Raw genomic sequence first — 24,289 nt, 5'->3', positions numbered from 1 at the left:
GGGATGCATATGTCTGAGTCAGAAGAAGAGCTTGAAGAAACACCAAAGAAACCGTCCAAAAAGCCTTTGGTATTTGGGCTTTTAGCCGCCTTGATAGGTGGAGGAGGAGGGTTTTATGCGACGTTTTCAGGAATGATTTTGGGAGACGAATCGCATGATTCAAACCATGCAGAAGAAATTTCCGTGTCCGAGTTGGCCGATGTAGCATTTGTAGAAGTAAATCCAATCGTGATTTCTTTACGCCCTGGTTCGGCAAACAGACATCTTAGCTTTCGCGCGCACCTTGAGGTGCCCAGCCAGTTTCAAGCTGATGTTGAGACGTTGTTGCCACGGGTCACTGATGTTTTGAATGGGTACTTGCGAGCGTTGGAAACGAGCGATCTGGAAGATCCGGCGGCTTTGATCCGGTTGCGCGCGCAAATGTTGCGCCGCGTTCAGATCGTACTGGGTGACGGGCGCATCAACGATCTTTTGATCACAGAATTTGTACTGAATTGAGGGTAAAAAGATGGAAATGATCGCTGACATATTGTTGGTCGCAGGTGCTGTAAGCGCCGCGTTTTATTGCTTGGTTCTTGGCAGACGTTTGAAGCGATTCAACAGTCTTGAACAAGGCGTAGGTGGTGCCGTTGCGGTCCTTTCCGCGCAAGTAGATGATTTGAACAAATCGCTAAATGCGGCCCAAGCGACCGCGGCTGGTTCTGCCAAGACGCTGACAGAATTAACTGCGCGCGCAGAAGGAATGTCAAAACAGTTAGAGCTGCAGATGGCATCATTACATGACATTCCAACAGGGCCAAAAGTTCCAGAGCAACGTATTGAAGCAGCGCCCGTTGAGCCAGTTTCCGCGCCTCCACCTTCTGAAACAGCTCAACCAATGTTTGTGCGGCACAGTTCAAACGGAGCGAACCAATGATTGTGAAAAAAAGCCGGACAAAAAACAGGACGGGCCCACTCTTTTTGATTGTAGGGTTGCTGATTGGATCAGCGGTGCTGCGGATAGGGCTAGGCACATCTGCGGCTATGGCAAAATCCGAAGAGGCTCCACAAAGTTCAGAGCCTGCGATGCTGGAAAAACCCATCCAGGTCGAAACTGAAACAGTCGAAATTTCCGCGTTAGTAAATGCAATCCAAAAACGTGAAGAACGTGTAGCTGAAATAGAACTGAAACAGCGAATGCGCGGCAAAGCGCTGGATGTTGTTCAGCATGAAATTGAGCGCCGTATCGAAGCGCTGAAGCTTGCTGAAGAAAGATTGAGCGCCACTTTGGCACGCGCAGATACTGCTGCTGAAGACGATGTCGCACGCCTTACAACGGTTTATGAAAATATGAAGCCAAAAGACTCGGCTGCATTGTTTGAAGAAATGGAGCCAAAGTTCGCCGCTGGATTTTTAGGTCGTATGCGTCCCGATTCGGCGGCGGCAATTTTGTCGGGCTTGAAGCCTGAAACAGCATATACAATCAGCGTAATTTTGGCCGGGCGGAATGCAAATGCTCCGAAAAGCTAGAGAGTAGGCAGGTTTATTAACTTCGATCTGAATAGATGGTTGAACCACAAACAGTCTGGGGAAAAACATGATTGGGATCATCGGAATTATAACCATTTTTGTAATGGTTTTCGGCGGCTACCTAGCCGCTGGCGGCAAGATGGGCATCATTCTTAAATCGTTACCCTTTGAAATGACGATGATCTTGGGCGCTGCAATTGGTGCATTTATGATTTCCAACAGTCTTGCTGAAGTCAAACATACAGTTAAGGATCTTGGTAAAGTATTTAAGGGTCCAAAATGGGCGCATCACGACTATAGTGATCTACTTTGTCTATTGTTTGAACTTATTCGATTGGCCCGTCAAAATCCTGTGGCGATCGAAGAACATATCGAGGCGCCAGCAGAATCAAGTATATTCTCCAAGTATCCTAAGATCGTTGCAGATGCAGAGGCAACGGCTTTGATTTGTGACACCATGCGCTCAGCATCAATGAATTATGATGATCCACATCAGGTTGAAGAGGTTTTGGAAAAGCGAATGGATGCCAGCATGCATCACGCATTGCATTCCAGTCACGCATTGCAAACAGTAGCTGATGGTTTGCCAGCGCTGGGGATTGTCGCAGCTGTTTTGGGAGTTATCAAAACAATGGCATCTATCGACCAACCACCAGAAGTTTTGGGAAAACTAATTGGCGGTGCCCTAGTTGGGACATTTCTGGGCGTCTTTCTTGCTTATGGATTAGTTGGTCCATTTGCAGCGAAAGTAAAGGTGGTCATCGAAGAAGATGGCCACTTCTATCAATTGATTCGCGAAGTTCTGGTCGCCAATTTACACAATCACTCAACCAATATTTGCATTGAAGTTGGTCGCCAAAATACGCCAACGCACTGCCGTCCTAGCTATTCCGAATTGGAAGAAGCTTTAAAGGCCGTAAAGCAGAGCGCAGCATGACACTTTTTCGAATCCTAATTGTTTTGTTTGCGTCGCTATGGTGCAGCTTGGCGTCAAGTGAATCAATTCCAGTCAGCTCTGGCGAACATGGTGATTTTTCCCGATTGGTGTTTGAAGGGAGAGGGGTTCAAGGATGGGTATATGATCAGGCGGAAAATGATTATACAATAAGGTTTCCCAATCACCGCGATGGTTTCAAAACTCAGACGGTTTACAAATACATAAACAACGACCGGGTAAAGTCGTTCACGACTCAAAATTCCAATTTTGGATTTCAAGTAGGCTGCGAATGTGTTGTCGACATTTTCGAGATTGGGAAAACAGTACTGGTTGTCGACATTAAGGAAATCAAAGACAACTCCACGAAAAGTAATACAGCATTTATGGAGATACCAAGGTTACCTCAGAGTTCCCAGCCTTTGCAATTTGGCGCGCAACTTTTGAATCCTAGGTTGGAAGAATTTACACCTGCATCCAATGTTTCTAGAATACTGCAGGAAGTCGACCCAATCCAACTGACTTCTCAGTCTAAACCGTCCGTAGTGCGTTTACCCATTTCTGGACAAGCATTGAGTGATCAACCGTCCGCAGCGCAACGGGAAAATCTGCAGGTGATACAAGAGCAACTGATTCAAGAAATCGGATCAGCTTCTTCGCGCGGGTTGCTTAGTCCTGATTTAGTTTTTCGTCAACCTTCCATCAACCGCAAAAACCCCCAAGTTGATGTCAGTATTTTCAATTCTTCCCATATTCAGCAAAACGAAACTGAAATCCAGAACAGACAAATTCGCATTACTTCCAGCGCCGACAATTTGTTTCTGGAAAACCCGATTGATGGTATTATGTCGTCTGGGCAAAAGTGCATAAATCTAGACCGTGTTGACATCAATGCTTGGAGTGACAATAGGCCTTTCGAACAACAGTTGGGAGATCGTCGCCGCGCCATTTTTGGAGAGTTTGATCAAATTGACGAGAGAAATTCTATCGCTCTTGTGCGCTTGTACATCCATTTTGGTTTCGGTGCCGAAGCCAAAAACACTTTGAATTTGATTGAAGGTGGGTTCAACAATTGGCCAGAATTGTTCGAGATTGCGCAAATTTTGGAATATGGTTCTGCTGAAGACGGGCGGGTTTTGCAGAAATATTCGGAGTGTGATTCCGTAGCAGCCCTTTGGGCAGTTATGTCAGCGAGAACACTAAGTGAAGGCAAAATTGTGAACACACAAGCTGTGCTAAGGGCGCTCGATTCCCTACCAGCTCACTTGAGAAAAGTCTTATCGCCAGATCTAAGTATGCGCCTTTTGAAATACGGAGATCGACCCAGCGCACAAACTGCAATGCGCAACCTTGATCGCCTGGGAACTCAACTTGATGGGCGTGCATTGTTGGCCAGCGCAGAGATAGAGATTTCAAAGGGTGAATCAGATGTAGCCGAAAAAATGCTTACTGATGTAGTGAATTCAAATTCAGAATTCTCGGCTCGGGCTTTGATTGGATTAATAAAATCCGAGATGGGCGCGGGGCGTACCATAGACATTGCCACAGCAAGTTTGGTTGAAGCCTATGCCACAGAACTCAATGGATCTCCTATTGGAGACGAGCTAAAAAAAATACATATCTTAGCTCTTGCGAAATCTGGTCAATTCGATAAGGCTTTTGACGCAGTGAAAAAATTGAGTGTATTTCAGAACGCGCAAGCCCTTAAATCAAATATATTTGAGATATTATCTACTGAAGCCAAAGATGAAATCTTTTTGAAAATTGTTTTTACGAAAATACCAAGCCTAGTGGAAATGGAAGACAAAGGTAACGTTTTTGAAGTCGCAAAGCGCTTGCAGAAACTTGGTTTTTCGGAAACATCAGAACGGATATTGATTGATGCTAACGTTGGCGTGAATACTCCTGAACAAAAGAAGTTGCGTGCTGAAATCGCGCTAAACTTAGGTAGGCCAGCTGCAGCAAGTGCATTCTTGATTGACCTTGAGGGTCACGACGTTATCAAATTGATGGCTCAGGCAGAAGAGAAAAAATCTGAATGGGCTTCAGCCTACAACCTCTATTCTCAAATGGATGACTTCGAAGCGGCACAAAACAACGCTTGGCTCGCCGAAGAATGGCAATCTCTTACAGATCCGAGTGTTTCTGGTTTTGGACAGTTACTCCCTGTTTCGAATCGGACCCTGGATCAGTCAGAAGGGACAGCTGGTATGATGGCGAGATCTCAAGGATTATTGGCAGAAAGTTTACAATCAAGGGAGTTGATTGATTCCATCTTACAAAATAATCTCGAATAATCCGGCACTCTTATGTGATGTTAGTTACTAAAAATAAACTGTATTTTCCGATACTCAACCGATCACAGAACGTGATTGGATTTTACATTGCTTCAAACTTCAAAATCAACTTTTGCCAAAAGCGCTGTATTTAGAGCGCTTTCCCTATTAATCAGCGCGGCATTTTCTGCGCCAGTGCTGGCATCCACCGAACAGATTTGTGATCAAGCGGCTCAATTTGCAGCATCGAAAACAGATGTACCGCTTGCCCTTTTACGAACAATCACACGGGCTGAAACTGGGAGGCAAAAGGGTATAGGTTTCGTTCCGTGGCCTTGGACGGTGAATATGGAAGGTACTGGAAAGTGGTTTGAATCGGAGGACAGCGCGCGCGCCTACGTTTTCCGCCACTTCAAACAAGGTGCCCGTAGTTTTGACGTCGGCTGCTTTCAAATAAACTACAAATGGCATGGCGATGCATTTGCTTCGATCGAAGAAATGTTCGATCCGGATAAAAATGCCTTGTATGCTGCGCAATTTTTGGAGTCGCTTCGCGCAGAATTGGGATCATGGTCCGCCGCCGTTGGTGCTTATCATTCAAGGACACCAAAATACGCAAATTTATACAAAGCCCGATATGAAAAAATTCTTGCTGGATTGGGTAAAGAAATACCTGATTTACCTATCGAAACAGCAACGGGACTTAATGACTATCCCTTACTCTCCAAGCAAAATCACGCGGCAATCTTGGGCTCTTTGGTACCGTTGAAACCGGCTAGCATCAATGTTGATAGCACCTCTTTGATTTCAGGAGGATAGAGTTCAATGCTGATGAATTCCAAAGCACTATTTAGTCCTACAGTTCTTCTTGCAGTCGCATTGATGGCGATCATCGTTATGATGATTTTGCCGGTTCCATCTGTAATTTTGGACATTGGTTTGGCGGCTTCGTTTGCTCTCGCGATCTTGATTTTTACGATTACCCTTTTCATCGAGCGGCCTTTAGATTTCTCTGCGTTTCCAACGATTCTATTGGCATCGCTGATGCTACGCTTGTCGCTTAATGTATCTTCAACAAAGTTGATTATCGGGCAGGGACATACTGGTACGCAAGCTGCAGGTGAAGTGATCGAAGGATTCGCCCAGTTCATTATGGGTGGCAGTGTTTTTCTTGGACTAGTCGTGTTCTGTGTTTTGTTGATTGTCAACTTTATGGTGATCACCAAAGGCGCTGCTCGCATGGCCGAAGTTGGTGCAAGGTTCGCTTTGGACGCAATGCCTGGCAAGCAGTTGGCAATCGATAGTGATATGTCAGCCGGCGCGATTGACCACCAAGAAGCCAAAGCACGTCGTGAGCGCGAGCAACAGGAAACAACGTTTTTTGGATCCCTCGATGGTGCGTCTAAATTCGTAAAGGGCGATGCAGTAGCAGGCCTGCTAATTACTCTCTTAAACCTCGTTGCGGGATTGATAATGGGCATTGCCGTCCATGGAATGCCAGTCGGTGCAGCGTTCGAAACCTATGCAATTTTGACAGTTGGCGATGGGCTTGTAACTCAGATTCCTGCGGTAATTATTTCCATCGCATCTGCACTGTTGTTGGCGCGAGGCGGCGCCCAAGGTGCGACAGACTTGGCTGTCTTTGCGCAACTCGGTCGTCATCCAACTGCGCTGGCCACTGTAGCTGTTTTAATGGGGGGGTTTGCCTTACTTCCGGGTCTGCCTTTCCTTCCGTTCATGATAGGTGCCATCGGTTTAGGTACAGCTGCTTATTTCATTCGGCGCAATAATGCGACTGAGGCTGCGGTTGAACCAGAGACATCAGAGGACTTACAATCTCCGACTGAACGCCCATTGGGAGACATTTTAGAGCTGGACGACATTCATATCGAGTTTGCGCCTGATTTGGTTAACATGGTGTTGGATCCGGGAACCGGATTGGATGCTCGAATCGTAAACATGCGCACCCATGTCGCCTCTGTATTTGGCCTAATTTTACCAGAGATTCGCCTTACTGATCATCCTGGTTTGGCAAGCGGAACATACATCGTCCGCATTCAAGGCGTGGAGCAAGCTCGTGCAAATGTTAGCCCGGATCAAATACTGGCGCTTGTGCCTGACGGCCCCGTAACCTTGCCCGAAGGCGAAGATACGATCGAACCTGTTTATGGCGCGCCAGCGCGGTGGATCAATGATCGCGACCAAGAAAGTGCTGCGATGAACGGTATTACTTTGGTGACACCCACGGAGATTTTAGCAACGCATCTGCTAGAAGTAGTTAAGCGAAACTTCAGCAGGTTGCTTACATTGAAATCACTGCGCCGATTGATGGCGGAAATGGTTAACATAACAGATCCGGCACGCGCTGAAGCGAATAGAAAACTGCTGGATGAATTGATCCCTGACAAAGTGCCAGTTGATGTTTTGCATGCGGTCTTGCGACTCTTGTTGGACGAGCAAGTTTCGATCCGAAATCTACCGCTAATCTTAGAAGCAACGGCCGAAGCGCGTGGTCAGAATGCGATGCCTGAGGCGATATGTGAACATGTTCGTCAAAGGTTGGGTTTCCAGTTAGTGGCTGAAGTGCGTCGCGACGATGGAACTGTTCCATTGGTGCAGTTGGCTCCGGAATGGGAGGACACGTTTGCGACCTACCAAGTCGACGCAGATCGGGGGTTGGACATTGCGCTGCCGCCAGACATTTTCAATTTGTTGGCAGACAATGTTGCGGCAAAATTGCAAGACGCGAACCAAAATGGTGTCTTTCCAGCGATAGTTACCAATACACGTCGCCGTAGGTTTCTGCGGACAGTTATGCGGGCAAAGGGTTTGACTGCGCCGGTGTTGTCATTCGAGGAAATTGGTGTCGATGCGCGTCCTGCGTTAGTTGGTGTCGTGCCAGCATAATGGAAAATTTGGCCCAACTGTCTGATCTAACAAATGTCTACTATTGGCATGGGTTTGCAGTTTTCCTGCGTGTTGGTGCCGTGGTTTCCCTTTTGCCAGCATTTGGCGAGGAATCAGTGCCAATGCGCGTAAAGCTGGCGGTCACTATTGCGTTTACCATGATCGTTGCAGCGGGCGTTCCAGTCTCTTCAATTCCTAGCGGCTTAGGGGCCGTTTTGACAACGGCTTTGTCAGAAACTATTTCAGGGCTATTGATTGGCGTAGGTATCCGGTTGTTCGTTTTGGCCTTACAAACGGCTGGTGCGATCGCCGCTCAGTCAACGTCGCTATCTCAATTGCTGGGTGGCGCTGCAATCGAACCATTGGCCGCTATTGGGTATGTTTTGACCATCGCAGGTTTGGCGCTCGCGGTAATGATGGGGTTGCATGTTAAGGCAGCTGAATTGATGATTTTATCTTACGACATTTTGCCATCCAACATGTTCATTGGTGGAAGTGATGTAGCGGAATGGGGAGTCGCGCAAGTCAAACGCGCTTTTGAATTGGCCTTTACATTGGGTGCACCGTTCATCCTTTTGTCGGTTCTCTACAATTTAACCTTAGGCGCTATAAACAAAGCCATGCCGCAACTTATGGTGGCGTTTGTGGGCGCACCTGTCATTACAGCAGGCGGATTGTTTCTCTTGTGTGTTGCGTCACCATTGATGCTCAAAGTCTGGCTGGACGCTTTAGATAGCTTTATGGCAAATCCCTTTGTGTTGCTCCCATGAGTGGTCAGGATGATGATACAGAAAAGTCGTTTGATCCGACGCCAAAGAAGCTTGAAGACGCGCGTAAAAAGGGCGAAATCGCTCGGTCAACGGACCTAAATACCGCAGCCAGTTATGCGGGGCTGACGTTGGCGTTTTTATTAGTAGGGGCAACAGTTGTGCAAAATCTGGGCACAACATTAACGACATTGCTCGATCAACCAGGAACGCTGTCCAAATTGGTTTTTGAAGGCGATGCGGCGACGCCAATAGGAGGCATCGCAAAAGGCGTCGGCTGGGCTGTTTTGCCGATCTTCTTGTTGCCTGCACTTGCTGTGCTAATGACGATTGCGGCACAAAACGGGTTCGTTTTCGCCCCTTCAAAGCTTGAGCCAAAGCTCTCAAAAATTTCCGTTATCTCAAACGCCAAAAACAAATTTGGTCGCAGCGGGCTGTTTGAATTTGCCAAAAGTTTTTCAAAACTGGTCATATTTTCCACGTGTTTGGCGTTTTTCCTTAAAGGCCGGTTGCCCGAGATTGTGACGTCTGTGCAGTTATCTCCTGGGATGATCGTTACGTATTTGGCCGAATTGTGCATCGCTTTTTTGTTCGTGGTTGTTGTTGTGGCTGGCGCAATTGGTGCGATCGATGCGTTTTGGCAGCACTCTGAACACATCAGGAAGAACCGTATGTCTCGCAAAGACATGACTGACGAGAGCAAAGAATCAGAAGGTGATCCACACCTTAAGCAAGAACGACGCCAGCGGGCTCAGGCCATAGCCATGAATCAGATGATGGCAGATGTTCCTGACGCTGATGTGGTGATTGTGAATCCTACTCACTACTCGGTTGCTCTAAAATGGAGCCGTTCATCCGGGTCAGCGCCAATCTGCGTCGCTAAAGGCCTAGATGAAGTGGCGGCACGCATTCGTGAAGTAGCACAAAGCAACGGTGTTCCGATTCGCAGTGATCCACCAACAGCGCGTGCCCTTTTCGCTGTCGTCGATATTGGAGTCGAAATTCCGACTGACTTGTATCAGTCAGTAGCGGCAGCCATTCGATTTGCCGAAGATATGCGTGAACGCGCCAAACAGCAGGTCTAAATATGTCGGATTTCAGCAGACTACATAGCATCACGGACGCGATGTATCTGAAAGCACAACAATCCTTGCGTGCCATCTTGCAACGTGAAGCGCATTTACGTGGTGAGCTCAGAAAGCTGGATAGCAATGCCCAAGCCGTTCGAGCAGATCATAAACCTACAATCGGAGACATGCGAGCAATTGGTGCCGATCTGTTGTGGGAAGGTTGGCTGGTCAAAACCCGCGCACAACTGAATCTTGAGCTGGCACGGGTCTTAGCTCAAAAAGAGCAGAATATTGGAAGAGTGCGGAAGGCGTTTGGCAAAAAAACGGTCAGTGAAAAGTTGTTTCAATTGGCCTCTAACGAAAAAGCCAAGGTTGCCCGGCACCGTGCACTTGATCAAGCAATCGGGCATTCTTTGCAGAATAAAGATTAGTAATCTTGCCGAGCAATTTCCATAATTAGAACGTCGGAAATGCCGTCTTCCATGTGCTTTTTAGCAACTTCACGAAGAGCATTTCGCAAGATATCCAAATTGTTTGCGTTGGTGAATTCGCCTTCAAAGCCACCTAGGTTTGCATGATCAAACATAACTTGCAAAAATGCGTCTCTTAGTTTGGGCTCTCGTGCAAACACGGCATCTTTTCTACCTGCTGGCACTTCGAGGCTCAGCGATAGCACGACAAGTGCGCTTACGTGATCTTTTGCGACGATCGGGACGACGAACTGGTTGTTCATTTTGAAGTATTCAAAGTTCGCAGCTTTTTCTTCGGCCGCCATTTCCATTTTTTCCTCCTTCTCCTGCACCAGTTCGGCTTCTGTTTTTTCGACAGGAGGAGGCCGCAAGAACACTCCTGCGCCAACTCCGGCACCCGAACCAACCAACAAGAGGATAAGTGGAAGTAATTTTTTCATGTGACTAAGGCCCTAAAAAGGTAAAATAACATCAAGCACTTGCTGTCCCAAGCGCGGTTGCTGAACATCAGTAATTTGCCCACGCCCACCATAAGACACACGTGCTGATGCGATCTTGTCATAAGTGATTTCATTTTGGCGCGATATGTCTTCGGGTCGCACATATCCAGTGACCAGCAGTTCGCGTAACTCAAAATTCACGCGCAGTTCCTGTGATCCTGAGATAGACAGGACGCCATTTGGTAAAACATCGACGATTGTGGCTGCGACTCGCAAGGTTAGCTTTTCCTTGCGTTTTACTGATCCGTTGCCTGATGAGGTGCTGCTTGAGTTTATTGACACCAACTCCGACGCTGATGCCCCTTCAGGCAATGCGTTATCAAGTCGCTGCGACAGCCCCCCCAATTGCGGAATACCTAAACTTTCCGCGCCGGATCGTGATCTGCCTGTAGCGTTTGAAATTTCCGCTTTTTCGTCAATTTCGATTACGACCGTCAGAATGTCGCCGCGCCGAATTGCGCGCCTGTCACCTAACAGCGATTGCCGCTCTCTGCTCCAAAGTGAGGCTTGATCTATTGGCCGTTCTGGTTCGATCCGGGCCGGTAACCCTTCAAAAACCATTGCGGAATGCTCTGCTGTTTCTGCAGCAGGCGAGAACGAAGGGGCTTTGCCAATGTGATCGCTTCGTCCGCATGCGGTCAGTGCCAAAATTCCGACAAGTCCTGAGACATAAAATACACGCATAATCTTACCTTTACTGTGTTACCGCGACGCTTCCGTCTGCTTGGACGATGCCAAACAAAGTGGTGCGTGAAGAAAGATTCATAATCCGGACCCGATCCCCAATTCCGCCGCGTTCTAGTGATCGTCCATCGGTGGTGATCATCAGGCTTTTTCCAGAATATCGTAGGGATACGATTTGATTTCGGTCAACCAACGCAGGCGGTCCGATTTGATCGAAATGGATTGGTCGATTTGGGTACAAGGCCACGCGCGCTTCTTGTCCGACAACGTCCCTCATTCGGTCGTAGCTATCGGTTCGTTCGCCTGCCTTTATTCCCAAATCGGATTCCGAAATTAGATCGCCGGGTCGCAATGTTCGCGTCGTGACGACAATGTCTGCGACGGCTGATTGTGCGCACAGCAACAAAGCGAATGAGATCAACCAATGTTTCATCGGATTTGCGTCGTCGCGCTCATCATTTGATCAGCAGCAGAGATGACCTTGGCGTTCATTTCGTAACCGCGTTGAGCCTCGATCAGTTCCGTGACTTCACGTACCGCATCGACCGAACTGTCTTCTAAATATCCTTGGCGAAGTGTGCCTAGGCCATTTTCTCCAGGATTTGAAATCAGCGCGGGTCCGGAAGCCTCTGTTTCGGAAAACAGGTTGCTGCCGAGCGCCTCGAGGCCTTTTGCATTGGTAAAGCCGGACAAAGTGAATTGTCCCAAAAGTTGCGCTTCGGATGTGTCTAGAAAATAGGCGTAAACTTCGCCATCCCCGTTGATGGAAATACTGCGTGCGTCAGACGGAATCACAATTTCGGGTGCAACAGGATAGCCGTCTGATGTGACGATCAATCCTTCGCCTGTCCGTTTCAATCCGCCGTCGCGAGTATACGCAGATGCGCCAGAAGGCAGTGTGATTTCCAGATAACCATTGCCGTCAATGGCGACGTCCAGATCGGCACCAGTTGCAGATAGGGAACCTTGGGCCAAATGCATCGAGACGGCCGCGGGTCGCACCCCAAGGCCAAGCTGCACACCCGTTGGCAAAACAGTTCCATCAGACGCGTTTACTGCGCCGGCCCGTGCGCGTTGTTCATAATGCAAATCGGCGAATTCCGCACGACGGGCATTGTAGCCAGTGGTGCTCATGTTCGCGAGGTTGTTCGAGATCGTCTCGACCCGTGTTTGCTGCGCTGCCATACCTGTGGCCGCAATTTGAAGTGCTCGCATGTCTGCCTCCTATCGGGAATTATTTGGTGAGTATTTCAAGCGCGGATCGCACACGTTTGTCTTCGCTTTCGAGAAAGCTTTGGCCCATTTCATAGGCGCGTTGAACCTCGATCATCCGCGCTAATTGTGAGACGGCGTTTACATTGGAATTTTCGACAAAGCCTTGTAGAACGCGCGCGTTTTCAGCCGGTTCATACCCATCGTCTGCGCGGAACATGACGCCGTCTTCGCGGATCATATTTAACGGTTCGGTGGGTTCCACCAATCCGAGCTGGCCAACCAGATTGCCATCCGCACTTAGCGTGCCATCGCTTGAAACAGCGATGCTACCGACACCGGGCGGAATAAAGACTGGGGCGCCGCCGGCATCCAAAACTCGGAACCCGTCCATGGTGACAAGATCGCCATCCGCATTGGGTGAAAATGCGCCGTTGCGGGTCAATCGTTCGCCTTGGGGCGTTTCGATTAAAAAGTATCCATCGCCTTCAACCGCAAAGTCAAACGTGCCACCTGTTTGTGCCAAAGTGCCTTGCAGGTAGTTCGTTTTTCCAACGTTCCCTTGACCCATTGATAGAGACGGCCCATCCCGAATTGCCATGACATATTCGGAAAAAATAACTCCTTCTTCGCGAAAACCTGTGGTGGCTGCGTTCGCAATATTGTTCGCGACAACCTGCATTTCGCGCATCAAACCTGATTGGCGTGTTATCGTTGTGTAACCTGTGTTGTCCATTTTATGCTCCGATAATCAGCGGGATGATGCGTTCGTGGAAAAACGACACGAGCGTTTGCGTCATGAACCCCATCGACATCCAGAAAACGACGATGATGGCGGCCAATTTTGGCACAAATGTCAGCGTCATTTCTTGGATTGAGGTTAATGCTTGAACGAGGCCAATTGTGACGCCGGCAACAAGAGCAACAACGAGAATTGGAATCGAAATAACGACCGCAACCCACAAGCCTTGGCGCAAAGTATCAAAAAAGATGACCTCGTTGAGCATCAGACAGGCATCCGCAAAATTTCTTGATAGGCTTCGACAACCTTGTTGCGGACGGTCACTGCTGTTTCCACCGCCAGCTCGGTTTGCGCCAATGCTTGGACCAATGCATGTGGGTCGGCGTCGCCGATCATGGCTGTCTTGGATGTGTTTTCACCGCGCGCCAATGTTTCCGCGAAATCCATGGCTACGTTGCCAAGAACGCCGCCTGGCCCACCCGCTGCGGGGTCTGTAGCAGGTTTAGATGCTGCGTACTTTTGTACGGCTGAAATTGCATTGATATCCATTCTGGATGTCCTTTCTGTTCCCAAATCTGGGTTGTGTTTATCGGCGGAGGAGTTCCATCAAACTGCCCGACATCTTGCGGGCTTGTTCGAACATTTTTAGATTTGCTTCATAGCTACGTTGCGCTTCTCGCGCGTCGGCAAGCTCAATCAAAAGATCAACATTCGATCCATCATAGTGACCTGTGTCATCTGACAATGGATGCGCAGGGTCATAGATTCGCTCTAGATCTGTGGTGTCCAAATTCACGCGGCCAGTTTCAACGCGAGATACTGAATCACCTGCACCGAAAGCTGTTTCAAATGAAATGGTCTTGCGGCGATAACCCGGCGTATCTGCGTTTGAGATATTCTCTGAAAGGTGCCGCAGTCGTGCAGCCTGCGCTTGCAATCCGCTTGACGACACACTGAGTGATTTTGAAAATTCGCTCATTTGATTTCCTATCTGCGGCCAAGCGCGGAACGAAGAATGCCCAGCGATGACTTGTAGATCGCAAGAGCACGATCATGTTGACGAACGGTGTCGGTGGCCTTGAGCATTTCCTGTTCAATGGACACGGTATTTCCGTCGGGCGACGCCATAGCGCGCTGATCTATCGGGGTTGAATTGCCGTTCGCGGAAACACCGTTCAAATGTTTGCTGCGGGTTGCCCGTTGCAAACTAGATCCGTCGTTTTCATAGGCGGCTTTGAACGCAGGAATATCACGTGCGATATATCCGGGCGTATCAGCATTCGCCACATTCTGCGCAATCAATGCTTGGCGTTGACCAGCATGTGTTGCCATGGCGTGCGATATCTTAAAGACATCTAAGTTTTCAAACATCGGGGCTTCTCCCTCGAGCAATCTCAATCAAGGCTTAACCCTGATTCCTTTAGAAAGAGTGTGAGATTTGTGGAGGATTGTAATGAATCGCGAAAACACCTTATTGACGATGCGATCACAGTTGACGCGGCTAAGCCCTGTGCGTTCGGTCGGGCGTGTATCTGGCGTCACTGGCGGTGTCGTCATTATCACCGGCTTGGCAGATCAAGCCTGCATCGGTGATCGCATTAAAGTCATGCGTGAAGATGCCGAAGTCTTGAAAGGCGAGGTGGTTCAGCTTGCAGGTAGCACCTTAACAATGCTTCCAGATGGCGAATTAGAGGGGATCGCATTGGGTGATCGTGCGACTGTGCACAGTGCTGCGATGGTTGCGCCATGTGATGCCTGGATTGGTCGTATTGTCGATCCGGATGGGCAACCATTGGATGGGCGAAACTTGAGAAACGGATTTGCTGCGCGCCCGTTACGTGCATCCCCTCCACCACCGGCGCAAAGACGAGCGATGGGCGAGCGGCTGTCGACCGGATTGGCCGCATTCAATACCGTTTTACCCATTGTGAAGGGGCAGAGAATTGGGCTGTTTGCCGGTTCAGGCGTTGGGAAATCCAGCCTGTTAGGTGCGCTTGCTCAGCACATGCAGGCCGATGTCGTTGTAATTGCAATGATTGGTGAGCGGGGGCGTGAGGTACGTCATTTTGTTGACAGTGTCCTTGGCGAAGAGGGTTTAAAAAGATCAGTTGTTGTTGCCGCGACATCTGACCAATCCGCTTTGGTGCGACGACGATGTGCTTGGACAGCCATGGCGGTCGCAGAACATTTCCGCGACGAAGGTAAATCCGTTCTGTTCCTTGCAGATTCTATCACCCGTTTTGCAGAAGCGCACCGCGAAGTGGCAGTGGCAGCAGGTGAAGCGCCAGTTTTGCGAGGGCACCCACCATCGACGTCTCACTTGATTATGTCACTTTGTGAACGCGCTGGGCCCGGCACCGAAGAGCAAGGAGATATAACAGGGGTCTTCAGCGTTTTGGTTGCGGGATCGGATATGGACGAGCCAATCGCAGATGTCCTGCGCGGCGTTCTGGATGGGCATGTTGTCCTGGATCGTACGATTGCAGAGCGCGGAAGATATCCTGCCGTGGATTTGTTGAAATCTGTTTCACGCAGCTTACCGGCTGCAGCAACGCCTGAGCAAAACGAAACCATCCAGAAAATGCGAAAAGTTGTAAGCGTTTATGAACGAAACGAAATGATGATTACGGCTGGTCTGTACGCCCAAGGGAGTGACCCAGAAATCGATTTAGCTATCCAGTTATGGCCTGAATTTGAGGGATTTCTCGCAAAATTAGATACGCAAGGAATCGATCATTGTTTCGATCAGATCAACTTGATTCTACGCAGGGCTCAATCGAAGAGTTCGCAGGTTTTGACGCGTTGAGATGGCTTTGTTGCACAAATCGGGTTGAGGTCGGACCTCCCCTGACCCCGGACCGATTTAGCCTACAGCCTGTGTCTTGGGGATACCTAGTGCAGTGAAGCCGTTTAGGATGGCAGCGCGGATTTGGATCTCAGCGACCTGGCGATCAAAGTCGCGGGCCATGAGCGATTGACCCAGCAGTTTCAGACAATGCATCTTTGTTTCGACGCGGCTTCGGCGGTGGTATCCAGTGACTTGCCGCCACATTGCGCGACCCAGGTACTTTGAGTATCGGACCGCTCCGTTGCGCGCTCTGGCTCCGGACGTGTCGGGCTTCCACAGCTTGGCGTTCTTACGCAGTGGAATGACAGCATGGGCGTTACGTTCTGCAATTGCATCGTGGCATTTGCGGGTGTCGTAAGCACCGTCCCCGGTGACACTGCCAATCTCTTCGTCCGGGGGGATCTGATCGAGCAGGTCAGGTAGCATGGGTGCGTCACCGATGCCGCTACTGGTGACCTCGACGGCACGTATCTCTAGTGTTTCTTCATCGATACCAATGTGAATTTTGCGCCAGAGGCGGCGTTTAGGGCCGCCATGCTTGTGGGCATTCCACTCACCTTCGCCTTCAGCTTTAATGCCGGTACTATCAATGAGCAGATGTAATGGCCCCGGTGAGCCCTGATAGGGAATGATGACCGACAACGTTCTCTGCCGCCGACGCAAGGTACTGAAGTCTGGCACCGTCCAGTCCAACCCGGCCAATTCCAGGAGGCTTTCGACAAACCCCGTCGTCTGCCTTAGGGGCAAACCGAACAGCATTTTAATCGTCAGACAGGCTTGGATCGCCGCATCACTATACGCCTGTTGACGGCCCCGTCGGCCAGATGGCATCGCATCCCAAGCCATAGCAGCGTCAAACCAGATCGACAGCGAACCCCGCTGCTTCAGGGCTCGATTGTAATCTGACCAGTTCATGGTCTTGTAAGTCGTCGGTGTCCAGCTACTCATGATGGTCTGCTAACACGCTCGATTCACAACATGAATCCTAGCAAACCGATTTGTGCAACAAAGCCCGTTGAGATTGTAGAAACGAAATCTAGCTTTGCAATAAGGTCAACGCAATCGCAGTTGAGGATGCCCCTGTACCGATTGAGTTGATTTGCGCCCTTGCCAGATATTGAGTAACCAAGTTTTCAACTTTTTCGGGGTCGGTGAATTGCGCTGCACTCGAGCTCCCAAAAATAGATTGCGCTCGATCTTGGAAAATTTCCAACTGTTTGTCGATGTCAACTTGGGCAACAGCGCTTGGCAAACCCAATGCGGTTTCAAACAACGATCGGAGCGGAGGTTGACCCATGATTGTAAACCACTTTTGCGCTTCAGATCCTTCTTCACTCACCACTTCCACCAACTCACGCTGTGCGTAAAGCGCGATGCGCATGCTCTCGTCTTGGACGCCAGTAGCAGCTTCAAATTGGTTGACCTGATATTTTTCGATGATTTCGTCAGTAAATAACGAGATCCCAGTACGTGTGACTTCTGAAGGACCAAATCCAAATGCAGCAACTAATTCACTATAGCGGGTATCAGTGAAGCGGTTGGCTAAAGCATCGTCAGCAATGCTACCTTCTTCGAGCATTTTTTTGATGAAGAATTTGTTGTCGATATCATCGCTCAATCCGAAAGCTCCGAGAGCGACGGTTAGCAACTGCCTATCAGCGACTAAGTCTTCGGCTGATGCGATTTGAGCGATCTTGTCTCTGAAATGATCAGTTTCTCGCTGAATTTGAGCGGATTGGCCAAAGGTCTCGAGCTGCGTATCGTAAGTGCGTTGCAAGAAACGCCAACCTGCAACACCACCTGTGGGAATAACTGGTTGAAACATAACTAGACTCTCGTAGCCAAAAGCCGATCTTCACGCGGTAGCAAAGAACGGAGGGCCTTGAGGCAGTGATAATGATCTTCTTTGACTAAAGCACTGGAAGCGGCATCAAGATGTCGACGACTGTCTAAATCAACAAAAATCTGACTGAGTTCTTCAATGTTTCTGAGCAATGGGAGACGTGCATCTTCAACTTTTGTGTCACCTGTAAGAACCAATTGAACGGCATAGCACACACGTCGCACTGGCGTTTTGGCATCTTCAGGATGAATGGCATCGCGTAGTCTTAGAATATTTGCTGCCGGTGTCATGATCGTCATACGGCTTCTTCGGTCACCATTTTCGATAACGGCACCGTTTATCAGAATCCGTTCTTTTGGACTAAGTTTGATGATGAGCCCGCTCATGCGACTGCTCCTTCATTTTTCAAGCCACGTAACACGGCCATATTGATTTCTAGCAATGGCATTACGGATGCTTTTTCACGTAAAATTTTTGAGGTGTGTTGTGTCGTAAATTCAGACAAATAAAACACCCTTGCTCGCAGTGCTTCCGGCAATTCATTGTCGGCATCAGCGACATCTATGGCTAGTGTGCTCCATAGTTTTCGGTTGTCATGCAATGCTTGTGCGTAGTCAGAATAATGCAGATCGGCAGTTTGAGCGGTTGCGCGTAAACGATGTGTGAGTTTTGCAATCAAAGCGTACTCCGCGCGCCGCCCTGTTTGGGTTGTTTCGGCATTGGCGGCATATCCGCGTTGAGCTGAAGAAAATGCGTTCACGATGCTACTTTCATAATGATGAAATCTGAATGTCGTGGGTGTAGCTGGGACGCGCTATGACGCCCCAGCCAAGCTAGTTTAACGGAACAAGGACAACAGAGTTTGTGGTGCTTGGTTCGCGATAGAAAGCGACTGAACGCCCAACTGTTGCTGAGTTTGCAACGCTTGCAAACGTGCAGAGACTTCTTCCATATCCGCATCAACCATTGAGCCGATACCAGATTTAAGAGAGTCGGTCAGGTTCGAGATGAACTCACCCTGAGTTTGGATCCGACCTTCAACAGAACCGAAGGCTGCTGATGCGTCAATTGCGGTATCAATCAGTCCTTCGATCGCACCCAAAGCTGCGATTGCACCAGCGCCTGTAGACACGTCGATTGTGTCCAAAGCACCAAGACCACCAGCGCCTGCGTTTGTAAATTGGCCGCTGATGCTCAGCGAGCCAGTTCCGGTGTTGGTGATGTCCAACTGGCCTGGTGATGCACTGTCGTAGTCCACGGTAACGTCTGCATCTGTCGCCTCGATGGCTGTTTTCAGACCGATTGCGACGATGTCCTCGGTGGTTGAGGACGCAACATCTTCGGCTGTGACCGTGTAAGATACACTAAAGTCTCCAACCGTCATGGAAACCTTGTCACCAGCCGCATACGTAGGATCAGCGATGACCACGACACCTGCGTCGTCGGTACCACCAGTCGCATCCAGGGAGAAGCCGAACGTGTCAGCAGCATCTGCTGATACGCCGTCAGAACCGGTAAAGGCTGCTTTAGCCGTGTACCCACCAGTAGACAGATCTTGCCCGTCGACCGTAATCGAAGAGGCCGTCACGGTGCCTGCCGCATCCCGATCCAAAGAGGACAGGACATTTGTCGAAGCGAGGTTGCCATTGACAAGATTCAGACCGTTGAACTGAGCTGCACCGACAACCGAAGCAATTTGATCTTTGAGTGCAGTTACGTCGTCGTTGATCTTTCCGCGGTCAACGTTGTCTTCTTGTGCGGCAACGATCTTGCCTTTCATCTCTGTCAACAGATCGGTGATAGATTCGGATGCGTTACGTGCAACCGATACCGATGCTTCACCCAAAGACAGGCTGTCAGAAATTGCCTTAAAGCCTTTGACGTCCGATTCCATGACTTTGGAAATCGCCCAGACAGCAGAGTTGTCTTTTGCGGAAGCGACAGATTTACCTGTCGAAATTTCGCTTTGTGTTGAAGACAAGCTGCTGTTGATGGACTTTAGAGTTTGCAGTGCAACCATTGCACTGTTGTTTGTAAGAATGCTCGACATTTGCATTTTCCTTTTTCGCGGCGCTTTGCGCCAAGTTGGTTTCTCGCCTCTGTAAGGCGAACAAGATGTCGTTCTGACCGATACAAATTCCGGGTTTCCGGTTTTGTGCCACTCCAATCAGAGTGCACCCCAACTTTAAGTGTGCAAATGCTAATGTTTTCCTAAACCTCTTTCCTGCTTTATCGCAGATTTGAATCAATCCGAGATGACCACGAGTTACGCACGACGTTCTACTGTTTGCTCTTGGTGTAGAACGATGCTGTTTTTGCGACCTTGTGCATCATAGGTCTCTAGTGTCTTGCGAATTCGGCGCATCGTGGCCAAGCGGCGTGCAACCGTACGAATACCATCTAGTGCTGAATGTAGCAGCTCTTGATTTCGCTCAACTTTCGAATTCAAATGCTCTAATTCCGAGCGATCCACTGCCTCTTGATCATTGAGCGTATCAATGAGCGATTCCTTTTGCGCCATAAGTCGGCCAATTTGGTCGATGTCTCCCGTCAATAAGGCCGCGCGCTCAGCATCTAGTAGGTCATCTAGCGAATCGATCGTATCTTGAATCATGTCATCCATTGTTCTGGTGCTCCTTTAGGGCGTTAAATAGCGATTCAGAAAGCCCGATTCCTCCGGCCTCCACCATCGCTTTGGCTTGTTCTAAAACGAGAAATGATGCGAACTGGTCCTCGCCTGATCCACCGCCGAAACTCTCGCGGGATTGACCGAAGCCTGCAGATTTCAACATCTCCGCCAGAAATGTTGCTTCCAATTCTTTGGCCGCCGCTTGCAATGCATCATTGCGATTGACAGATGCAGGTTTGACCGCCGTTTCGGCGGACAGCGCGTTGATCATGTCGACTTCCTTCAATTCGATGTATTTTGTCGACCATGCCCGCAAACCGGTAAAGAACTGGTAACCACCAATCAGCATAGTGCACCCAAACGAGGAAGAAATCCCGGAGTACACTATGCAAATTACAGACTCTATTATGGCTAGAACGCAGCCGAGTTCACCTGCGATTGAGCGTGCGGAAAGCATTGAAAAATCGCAGCATTCACAGGGGTTTTGTCAAGTTTTTGATGAATTTGACGATCGGGAAACTATGATTTCTGGTCGAGAAGAATCAGACTCTGATTTGACGATTTTTCCTGAAAATTCTGATCAGGACGATCAGGATCAAGTGGAAATCGACGATTCGGATAACGAAGTGATGGATTCAGACACCGTCTTAGGCGGAGAGTCCGACTCAGACATTCCGATCAATGCTTATGGGCGGGAGCTTCCCGCCGGAGATCATGATGATTCAACGCAAGACCCCTACGGGCTTGGTCCAAAAACAAACAATTTTGGCTCCAAAATTGATGAAACTGACCTTCCAAAGTTCGTGAATAACGTGGGTTCGAATGGGGAAGAACAGGTTTCCAAACAAAGAATCCCGTCCTCAATTGAAGCAGCGCTGTTAAATGAAATGCGTGCGGATAGTTCCGGCAAATTGGATTTGTCAGGTCGTGCGGAAACCGCTTTGTACCCAAGAACACCTGAAATCGCGGGAGTAGGTGAAATTACGTTACCTAATAGCTCAATGGCAGACAGCGAAAATATTTCAACAAAGTTGGGTAGGTCTGACAGTACTTTGATGCTTTCTGCGACACAGAATGACCAGGATGTATTAGCGGCACCCGCATCTAACTCAGCCGCTAAGAATTTGGAAATTGGATCTGGGTCGCCATTGTCTGGCCAACCACATGTAAAATTTCCACAAGAACTTGGCACAGGTTCAACTTCAGTAGAGCCATCTTTGCGACAAACTATGTCCCAGTTAAATCAAAGGGAGCCAGTGCAATCAGAGTTTACTCAAAATGAGGTTCGACCACCCTCAAACGCTGTGGCGGAAACGGTCTCTTTGATGCGAAGTGCTTTCCAGAGCAGAGAGGAAATTCCACGCCTATCAATGAAGGCTGAAGAAGGTTCGAAAGCTGGCTTTGAACAGTCTTTTGAAGCCCGTCACGAGGCCCGCTTCGCAAATGTAGCAACTGCTTCCGCACCTAGCATTCGCCAAGAGATGAGCCAGACTGTGATACGTCAAATGACGGACGCAGTTCGCGCGCAAGTAACTGCGGAAAAGACTGTTGAAATCGCATTACGGCCAGCTGAATTAGGGCGTGTGCGAATCGCTCTTTCTCCTGCGGAGACCGGTATGGTTGTGACCGTTTCAGCGGAACGGTCAGAGACATTGGAATTGATGCGGCGCAATATTGATGATTTGGCGCGCTCGTTTGCTGAAATGGGCCACGAGAACCTGTCATTTAATTTCGAACAAAACGGCGCCCATGATCAAAAAGATGACCGTCAGCTTGGGGCGGATCACGTGGTCGAAAAACCGCAGAATGACTCCATTTCAAATCTCGAAAATCCAGATCAAACCCCGATTTTGCGGACGCAAAGTACAGGCGTCGACATTCTAGTTTAAGGAACTAAACGATGGACATTTCATCCCTCACATCAGCGGTACAATCGGCGTCTACGCAGGGCGTAAATCAGGCAAGCTCGGTATTGTCATCTGACTTTGAAACTTTCCTGCATATGATGACGACGCAGGCAAAGTACCAAGACCCACTTGAGCCTATTGATTCGTCTGAATACGCGGCACAGCTGGCGCAATTTTCGATGGTGGAACAGCAAGTGAAATCAAACGAATTGCTCTCTGGTTTGGCCGCTCAGCTTGGCGCTGGCAACATGGCAAGTATGGCGGGTTGGATCGGCATGGAGGCACGCACAACCGCACCTGCATTCTTTGACGGGGCACCTGTTACTGTCGAACCACGCCCCTTGGCAGCAGCGGATCAAGCATACTTGGTAGTGTACGACAAAGCCGGAGAAGAAGTGCAGCGCACACTGATTGCCGTTTCTGCCGAGCCAATTGAATGGGCCGGTGTTCAAGATGACGGATCACCGTTTGAAGAGGGACAATATTCGTTCTCAGTTGAATCGAGGTCCAACGGCGAGCTGATGGACCTCTCTCCGGTAGAAACATATTCTCGGATCACTGAAGCAAGGATCGAAGCGGGTGCCGCTGTTCTTGTCCTTGAAGGCGGAACGCTAATCACCACCGCGCAAGTTAGCGGTCTGCGTGAAGGGGCCTAACGTTTAATTCCATAGTCTTCGCGACCGATAGAAGTGTAGGCCACAAATCCAGCGCGTTTGGCGTCTTTCTGCGTATAGATGTTGCGCAAGTCAGCCATGACAGGTGTCGCCATTCGATTGGCGACACGTTTTAGATTCAAGGCACGGAACTCGTTCCATTCTGTCAAAATCACGACAGCGTCGGCGTTTTGAACGGCTTTATAAGCGTCATCCATCCAGTTCACACCAGGCAGTAACTCTTCGCCTTCGCGCTGTCCTTGAGGGTCAACAACACGTACTTTAGCGCCGCCACCAACCAATGCAGGGACAATCGTTAGAGCCGGCGCGTCACGCATGTCGTCGGTGTTCGGTTTGAATGTCACACCTAACATTGCGATGATTTTTCCGTTCACCGACCCGCCGCAAAGATCGATAATCTTGTCGATCATCCTGCGTTTCATTTCTTCGTTCACTTTTATGACGGCTTCGGTAATCTGCATGGGCATGGAATGATCCTGCCCAATACGCGCCAAAGCTTGCGTATCTTTTGGAAAACAGCTGCCACCGTAACCAGGACCGGCATGCAAAAATTTGTTTCCAATACGCCCGTCCAGACCCATCCCCTTGGACACCATTTTTACGTCTGCACCGGTGCGTTCGCAAAGTGCAGCGATTTCGTTGATAAAGGTAATCTTGGTCGCCAAGAACGCGTTGGCCGCGTATTTTATCATCTCGGCGCTTTCCAAATCAGTGGTCATGATTGGGAAATCGCGTAGATACAAGGGACGGTACACGTCCGTCATGACTTCGGCGGCTCGATCATTTTGAACGCCAACCACCACACGGTCCGGGTGCATAAAATCGTCAATCGCGGCGCCTTCACGCAGAAATTCAGGGTTTGATGCGACGTCGAATTCAGCCTTGGGGTTCGCCTTGGATACGGTGTGCTTGACCTGACGATTTGTCCCGAGAGGTACCGTCGACTTGGTCACAATCACTGCGTATCCTGTCAAAGCATGCGCAATTTCTTCGGCCGCAGCCATAACATACGTCAGATCAGCATGGCCGTCGCCGCGCCTAGTTGGTGTTCCAACTGCAATAAAAACAGCATCCGCACCATCAACAGCAGCAGCCAAATCGCCTGAAAATGACAACCGTCCTGCAGCGACATTTTTGGCCATCAAGGCATCAAGTCCGGGCTCATAAATTGGCACTTTGCCAGCTTCGAGCATTTCGATCTTGGCAGGATCCTTGTCAACGCAGATCACATCGTGCCCGAAATCCGAGAAACATACTCCAGACACCAGTCCGACGTATCCAGTTCCGATCATTGCGATTTTCATCTGCTCACCTTTT

31 protein-coding genes are annotated in these 24,289 nt (G+C 49.3%); 14 read left to right on the top strand and 17 right to left on the bottom strand.

What is annotated here, in order from left to right; translation table 11 throughout:
• The first annotated feature begins 9 nt into the window (after nt 1–9).
• The 10 genes from fliL (at nt 10) to ACFIO0_RS17185 (ending at nt 9,894) form a co-directional block, all read left to right on the top strand.
• Nucleotides 10–498 (top strand): flagellar basal body-associated FliL family protein, encoded by a 489-nt coding sequence (gene fliL, locus ACFIO0_RS17230; protein WP_390911626.1) that lies wholly within the window; start codon nt 10–12, stop codon nt 496–498.
• 10 nt (nt 499–508) lie between these two features.
• Nucleotides 509–916 (top strand): hypothetical protein, encoded by a 408-nt coding sequence (locus ACFIO0_RS17225; RefSeq protein ID WP_390911625.1) that lies wholly within the window; start codon nt 509–511, stop codon nt 914–916.
• Nucleotides 913–1,509 (top strand): MotE family protein, encoded by a 597-nt coding sequence (locus ACFIO0_RS17220; protein WP_390911624.1) that lies wholly within the window; start codon nt 913–915, stop codon nt 1,507–1,509. The genes ACFIO0_RS17225 and ACFIO0_RS17220 overlap by 4 nt, the downstream gene beginning before the upstream one ends.
• Before the next feature lie 67 nt (nt 1,510–1,576).
• Entirely contained in the window at nt 1,577–2,446 is an 870-nt protein-coding gene (motA, locus tag ACFIO0_RS17215; RefSeq protein ID WP_390911623.1) for a flagellar motor stator protein MotA, read from the top strand.
• Entirely contained in the window at nt 2,443–4,740 is a 2,298-nt protein-coding gene (locus ACFIO0_RS17210) for a hypothetical protein (protein WP_390911622.1), read from the top strand. Before motA ends, ACFIO0_RS17210 begins: the two co-directional genes overlap by 4 nt.
• A gap of 75 nt (nt 4,741–4,815) precedes the next feature.
• Nucleotides 4,816–5,538: a transglycosylase SLT domain-containing protein gene (locus tag ACFIO0_RS17205; protein WP_390911621.1), complete on the top strand. Its 723-nt coding sequence runs from the start codon at nt 4,816–4,818 to the stop codon at nt 5,536–5,538.
• 12 nt (nt 5,539–5,550) lie between these two features.
• Nucleotides 5,551–7,626, top strand: a complete 2,076-nt coding sequence (gene flhA, locus ACFIO0_RS17200) for a flagellar biosynthesis protein FlhA (RefSeq protein ID WP_390915359.1) — start codon at nt 5,551–5,553, stop codon at nt 7,624–7,626.
• Entirely contained in the window at nt 7,626–8,396 is a 771-nt protein-coding gene (locus tag ACFIO0_RS17195) for a flagellar biosynthetic protein FliR (RefSeq protein WP_390911620.1), read from the top strand. The genes flhA and ACFIO0_RS17195 overlap by 1 nt, the downstream gene beginning before the upstream one ends.
• Nucleotides 8,393–9,478, top strand: a complete 1,086-nt coding sequence (flhB, locus tag ACFIO0_RS17190) for an EscU/YscU/HrcU family type III secretion system export apparatus switch protein (protein ID WP_390911619.1) — start codon at nt 8,393–8,395, stop codon at nt 9,476–9,478. The genes ACFIO0_RS17195 and flhB overlap by 4 nt, the downstream gene beginning before the upstream one ends.
• 2 nt (nt 9,479–9,480) lie before the next feature.
• Nucleotides 9,481–9,894: a hypothetical protein gene (locus ACFIO0_RS17185; protein ID WP_390911618.1), complete on the top strand. Its 414-nt coding sequence runs from the start codon at nt 9,481–9,483 to the stop codon at nt 9,892–9,894.
• On the opposite strand, the gene ACFIO0_RS17180 is transcribed toward ACFIO0_RS17185, so the two are convergent.
• From ACFIO0_RS17180 to ACFIO0_RS17140, 9 genes are read right to left on the bottom strand one after another with little or no spacing between them, the layout of a single operon-like run.
• Complete coding sequence (locus tag ACFIO0_RS17180) at nt 9,891–10,373, bottom strand: flagellar basal body-associated FliL family protein (RefSeq protein ID WP_390911617.1); 483 nt, start codon at nt 10,371–10,373, stop codon at nt 9,891–9,893. The two genes, ACFIO0_RS17185 and ACFIO0_RS17180, sit on opposite strands and share 4 nt — an antisense overlap.
• A 12-nt stretch (nt 10,374–10,385) precedes the next feature.
• Nucleotides 10,386–11,117: a flagellar basal body L-ring protein FlgH gene (gene flgH / locus ACFIO0_RS17175; protein WP_390911616.1), complete on the bottom strand. Its 732-nt coding sequence runs from the start codon at nt 11,115–11,117 to the stop codon at nt 10,386–10,388.
• Between the two features lie 10 nt (nt 11,118–11,127).
• Nucleotides 11,128–11,550, bottom strand: coding sequence for a flagellar basal body P-ring formation chaperone FlgA (gene flgA / locus ACFIO0_RS17170; RefSeq protein ID WP_390911615.1), 423 nt, complete (start codon nt 11,548–11,550; stop codon nt 11,128–11,130).
• Complete coding sequence (flgG, locus tag ACFIO0_RS17165) at nt 11,547–12,332, bottom strand: flagellar basal-body rod protein FlgG (protein ID WP_390911614.1); 786 nt, start codon at nt 12,330–12,332, stop codon at nt 11,547–11,549. Before flgG ends, flgA begins: the two co-directional genes overlap by 4 nt.
• 19 nt (nt 12,333–12,351) lie before the next feature.
• Nucleotides 12,352–13,065, bottom strand: a complete 714-nt coding sequence (locus ACFIO0_RS17160; protein WP_390911613.1) for a flagellar hook-basal body complex protein — start codon at nt 13,063–13,065, stop codon at nt 12,352–12,354.
• 1 nt (nt 13,066) lies between these two features.
• Entirely contained in the window at nt 13,067–13,336 is a 270-nt protein-coding gene (locus ACFIO0_RS17155; protein ID WP_390911612.1) for a flagellar biosynthetic protein FliQ, read from the bottom strand.
• Nucleotides 13,336–13,620 carry a flagellar hook-basal body complex protein FliE gene (gene fliE / locus ACFIO0_RS17150; protein WP_390911611.1) on the bottom strand — a complete coding sequence of 95 codons (285 nt, stop codon included), beginning with the start codon at nt 13,618–13,620 and terminating at the stop codon, nt 13,336–13,338. Before fliE ends, ACFIO0_RS17155 begins: the two co-directional genes overlap by 1 nt.
• A 37-nt stretch (nt 13,621–13,657) precedes the next feature.
• The gene (gene flgC, locus ACFIO0_RS17145) at nt 13,658–14,050 is read right to left on the bottom strand and encodes a flagellar basal body rod protein FlgC (protein ID WP_390911610.1); all 393 of its coding nucleotides are present in this window, start codon (nt 14,048–14,050) and stop codon (nt 13,658–13,660) included.
• Between the two features lie 8 nt (nt 14,051–14,058).
• Complete coding sequence (locus tag ACFIO0_RS17140; protein WP_390911609.1) at nt 14,059–14,442, bottom strand: FlgB family protein; 384 nt, start codon at nt 14,440–14,442, stop codon at nt 14,059–14,061.
• An 82-nt stretch (nt 14,443–14,524) separates the two neighbouring features.
• Here ACFIO0_RS17140 and ACFIO0_RS17135 point away from each other — a divergent pair, with 82 nt between their 5' ends.
• Nucleotides 14,525–15,877 (top strand): FliI/YscN family ATPase, encoded by a 1,353-nt coding sequence (locus ACFIO0_RS17135; protein WP_390911608.1) that lies wholly within the window; start codon nt 14,525–14,527, stop codon nt 15,875–15,877.
• A gap of 57 nt (nt 15,878–15,934) precedes the next feature.
• On the opposite strand, the gene ACFIO0_RS17130 is transcribed toward ACFIO0_RS17135, so the two are convergent.
• The 5 genes from ACFIO0_RS17130 to ACFIO0_RS17110 all read right to left on the bottom strand — a co-directional run bounded on the left by ACFIO0_RS17130 (nt 15,935) and on the right by ACFIO0_RS17110 (nt 19,755).
• Nucleotides 15,935–16,867 carry an IS5 family transposase gene (locus ACFIO0_RS17130; RefSeq protein WP_390910353.1) on the bottom strand — a complete coding sequence of 311 codons (933 nt, stop codon included), beginning with the start codon at nt 16,865–16,867 and terminating at the stop codon, nt 15,935–15,937.
• An 88-nt stretch (nt 16,868–16,955) separates the two neighbouring features.
• Nucleotides 16,956–17,744, bottom strand: a complete 789-nt coding sequence (locus ACFIO0_RS17125) for a DUF1217 domain-containing protein (RefSeq protein ID WP_390911607.1) — start codon at nt 17,742–17,744, stop codon at nt 16,956–16,958.
• A gap of 2 nt (nt 17,745–17,746) precedes the next feature.
• Entirely contained in the window at nt 17,747–18,148 is a 402-nt protein-coding gene (gene flbT / locus ACFIO0_RS17120; protein ID WP_390911606.1) for a flagellar biosynthesis repressor FlbT, read from the bottom strand.
• Nucleotides 18,145–18,522 (bottom strand): flagellar biosynthesis regulator FlaF, encoded by a 378-nt coding sequence (gene flaF, locus ACFIO0_RS17115; RefSeq protein WP_390911605.1) that lies wholly within the window; start codon nt 18,520–18,522, stop codon nt 18,145–18,147. The genes flbT and flaF overlap by 4 nt, the downstream gene beginning before the upstream one ends.
• A 78-nt stretch (nt 18,523–18,600) precedes the next feature.
• Nucleotides 18,601–19,755 (bottom strand): flagellin, encoded by a 1,155-nt coding sequence (locus tag ACFIO0_RS17110; RefSeq protein WP_390915358.1) that lies wholly within the window; start codon nt 19,753–19,755, stop codon nt 18,601–18,603.
• Here ACFIO0_RS17110 and ACFIO0_RS17105 point away from each other — a divergent pair.
• On the top strand, nt 19,655–19,867 hold the full coding sequence (locus tag ACFIO0_RS17105; RefSeq protein WP_390915384.1) for a hypothetical protein: 213 nt from the start codon (nt 19,655–19,657) through the stop codon (nt 19,865–19,867). The genes ACFIO0_RS17110 and ACFIO0_RS17105 overlap by 101 nt on opposite strands.
• A gap of 161 nt (nt 19,868–20,028) precedes the next feature.
• Here ACFIO0_RS17105 and ACFIO0_RS17100 read toward each other — a convergent pair whose 3' ends face one another.
• The gene (locus ACFIO0_RS17100; RefSeq protein ID WP_390911604.1) at nt 20,029–20,385 is read right to left on the bottom strand and encodes a flagellar biosynthesis protein FlgN; all 357 of its coding nucleotides are present in this window, start codon (nt 20,383–20,385) and stop codon (nt 20,029–20,031) included.
• On the bottom strand, nt 20,378–20,662 hold the full coding sequence (locus ACFIO0_RS17095; protein ID WP_390915357.1) for a rod-binding protein: 285 nt from the start codon (nt 20,660–20,662) through the stop codon (nt 20,378–20,380). The genes ACFIO0_RS17100 and ACFIO0_RS17095 overlap by 8 nt, the downstream gene beginning before the upstream one ends.
• Before the next feature lie 115 nt (nt 20,663–20,777).
• On the opposite strand from ACFIO0_RS17095, the gene ACFIO0_RS17090 reads away from it, so the two are divergent.
• Both ACFIO0_RS17090 and ACFIO0_RS17085 read left to right on the top strand, forming a co-directional pair.
• A complete protein-coding gene (locus tag ACFIO0_RS17090) occupies nt 20,778–22,280 on the top strand; it encodes a flagellar hook-length control protein FliK (protein WP_390911603.1) in 1,503 nt (500 codons plus the stop codon).
• Between the two features lie 11 nt (nt 22,281–22,291).
• Nucleotides 22,292–22,954, top strand: coding sequence for a flagellar hook capping FlgD N-terminal domain-containing protein (locus ACFIO0_RS17085; RefSeq protein WP_390911602.1), 663 nt, complete (start codon nt 22,292–22,294; stop codon nt 22,952–22,954).
• Here the strand turns inward: ACFIO0_RS17085 and ACFIO0_RS17080 are convergent.
• Nucleotides 22,951–24,276, bottom strand: coding sequence for a nucleotide sugar dehydrogenase (locus ACFIO0_RS17080; RefSeq protein WP_390911601.1), 1,326 nt, complete (start codon nt 24,274–24,276; stop codon nt 22,951–22,953). The genes ACFIO0_RS17085 and ACFIO0_RS17080 overlap by 4 nt on opposite strands.
• Between the last annotated feature and the right edge of the window lie 13 nt (nt 24,277–24,289).

Source organism: Pseudosulfitobacter sp. SM2401 (genome assembly GCF_042932805.1).
In the GTDB taxonomy this organism is placed as follows: domain Bacteria; phylum Pseudomonadota; class Alphaproteobacteria; order Rhodobacterales; family Rhodobacteraceae; genus Ascidiaceihabitans.
This window is presented reverse-complemented; position numbering and strand designations above follow the sequence as displayed.

What these genes read in the sequence shown, in the direction of transcription:
- ACFIO0_RS17155 (WP_390911612.1), bottom strand. Translation starts at nt 13,336, where the DNA reads ATGCTCAACGAGGTCATCTTTTTTGATACTTTGCGCCAAGGCTTGTGG.
- ACFIO0_RS17180 (WP_390911617.1), bottom strand. Translation starts at nt 10,373, where the DNA reads ATGAAAAAATTACTTCCACTTATCCTCTTGTTGGTTGGTTCGGGTGCC.
- ACFIO0_RS17160 (WP_390911613.1), bottom strand. Translation starts at nt 13,065, where the DNA reads ATGGACAACACAGGTTACACAACGATAACACGCCAATCAGGTTTGATG.
- flhB (WP_390911619.1), top strand. Translation starts at nt 8,393, where the DNA reads ATGAGTGGTCAGGATGATGATACAGAAAAGTCGTTTGATCCGACGCCA.
- ACFIO0_RS17220 (WP_390911624.1), top strand. Translation starts at nt 913, where the DNA reads ATGATTGTGAAAAAAAGCCGGACAAAAAACAGGACGGGCCCACTCTTT.
- flbT (WP_390911606.1), bottom strand. Translation starts at nt 18,148, where the DNA reads ATGAGCGGGCTCATCATCAAACTTAGTCCAAAAGAACGGATTCTGATA.
- ACFIO0_RS17095 (WP_390915357.1), bottom strand. Translation starts at nt 20,662, where the DNA reads ATGATCAACGCGCTGTCCGCCGAAACGGCGGTCAAACCTGCATCTGTC.
- ACFIO0_RS17080 (WP_390911601.1), bottom strand. Translation starts at nt 24,276, where the DNA reads ATGAAAATCGCAATGATCGGAACTGGATACGTCGGACTGGTGTCTGGA.
- ACFIO0_RS17135 (WP_390911608.1), top strand. Translation starts at nt 14,525, where the DNA reads ATGAATCGCGAAAACACCTTATTGACGATGCGATCACAGTTGACGCGG.
- ACFIO0_RS17210 (WP_390911622.1), top strand. Translation starts at nt 2,443, where the DNA reads ATGACACTTTTTCGAATCCTAATTGTTTTGTTTGCGTCGCTATGGTGC.
- ACFIO0_RS17195 (WP_390911620.1), top strand. Translation starts at nt 7,626, where the DNA reads ATGGAAAATTTGGCCCAACTGTCTGATCTAACAAATGTCTACTATTGG.
- flgG (WP_390911614.1), bottom strand. Translation starts at nt 12,332, where the DNA reads ATGCGAGCACTTCAAATTGCGGCCACAGGTATGGCAGCGCAGCAAACA.
- ACFIO0_RS17225 (WP_390911625.1), top strand. Translation starts at nt 509, where the DNA reads ATGGAAATGATCGCTGACATATTGTTGGTCGCAGGTGCTGTAAGCGCC.
- flgH (WP_390911616.1), bottom strand. Translation starts at nt 11,117, where the DNA reads ATGCGTGTATTTTATGTCTCAGGACTTGTCGGAATTTTGGCACTGACC.
- ACFIO0_RS17130 (WP_390910353.1), bottom strand. Translation starts at nt 16,867, where the DNA reads ATGAGTAGCTGGACACCGACGACTTACAAGACCATGAACTGGTCAGAT.
- motA (WP_390911623.1), top strand. Translation starts at nt 1,577, where the DNA reads ATGATTGGGATCATCGGAATTATAACCATTTTTGTAATGGTTTTCGGC.
- flgA (WP_390911615.1), bottom strand. Translation starts at nt 11,550, where the DNA reads ATGAAACATTGGTTGATCTCATTCGCTTTGTTGCTGTGCGCACAATCA.
- flhA (WP_390915359.1), top strand. Translation starts at nt 5,551, where the DNA reads ATGAATTCCAAAGCACTATTTAGTCCTACAGTTCTTCTTGCAGTCGCA.
- ACFIO0_RS17100 (WP_390911604.1), bottom strand. Translation starts at nt 20,385, where the DNA reads ATGGATGACATGATTCAAGATACGATCGATTCGCTAGATGACCTACTA.
- ACFIO0_RS17140 (WP_390911609.1), bottom strand. Translation starts at nt 14,442, where the DNA reads ATGTTTGAAAACTTAGATGTCTTTAAGATATCGCACGCCATGGCAACA.
- fliE (WP_390911611.1), bottom strand. Translation starts at nt 13,620, where the DNA reads ATGGATATCAATGCAATTTCAGCCGTACAAAAGTACGCAGCATCTAAA.
- ACFIO0_RS17125 (WP_390911607.1), bottom strand. Translation starts at nt 17,744, where the DNA reads ATGTTTCAACCAGTTATTCCCACAGGTGGTGTTGCAGGTTGGCGTTTC.
- ACFIO0_RS17185 (WP_390911618.1), top strand. Translation starts at nt 9,481, where the DNA reads ATGTCGGATTTCAGCAGACTACATAGCATCACGGACGCGATGTATCTG.
- ACFIO0_RS17090 (WP_390911603.1), top strand. Translation starts at nt 20,778, where the DNA reads ATGCAAATTACAGACTCTATTATGGCTAGAACGCAGCCGAGTTCACCT.
- ACFIO0_RS17085 (WP_390911602.1), top strand. Translation starts at nt 22,292, where the DNA reads ATGGACATTTCATCCCTCACATCAGCGGTACAATCGGCGTCTACGCAG.
- ACFIO0_RS17105 (WP_390915384.1), top strand. Translation starts at nt 19,655, where the DNA reads ATGACTTTGGAAATCGCCCAGACAGCAGAGTTGTCTTTTGCGGAAGCG.
- fliL (WP_390911626.1), top strand. Translation starts at nt 10, where the DNA reads ATGTCTGAGTCAGAAGAAGAGCTTGAAGAAACACCAAAGAAACCGTCC.
- flgC (WP_390911610.1), bottom strand. Translation starts at nt 14,050, where the DNA reads ATGAGCGAATTTTCAAAATCACTCAGTGTGTCGTCAAGCGGATTGCAA.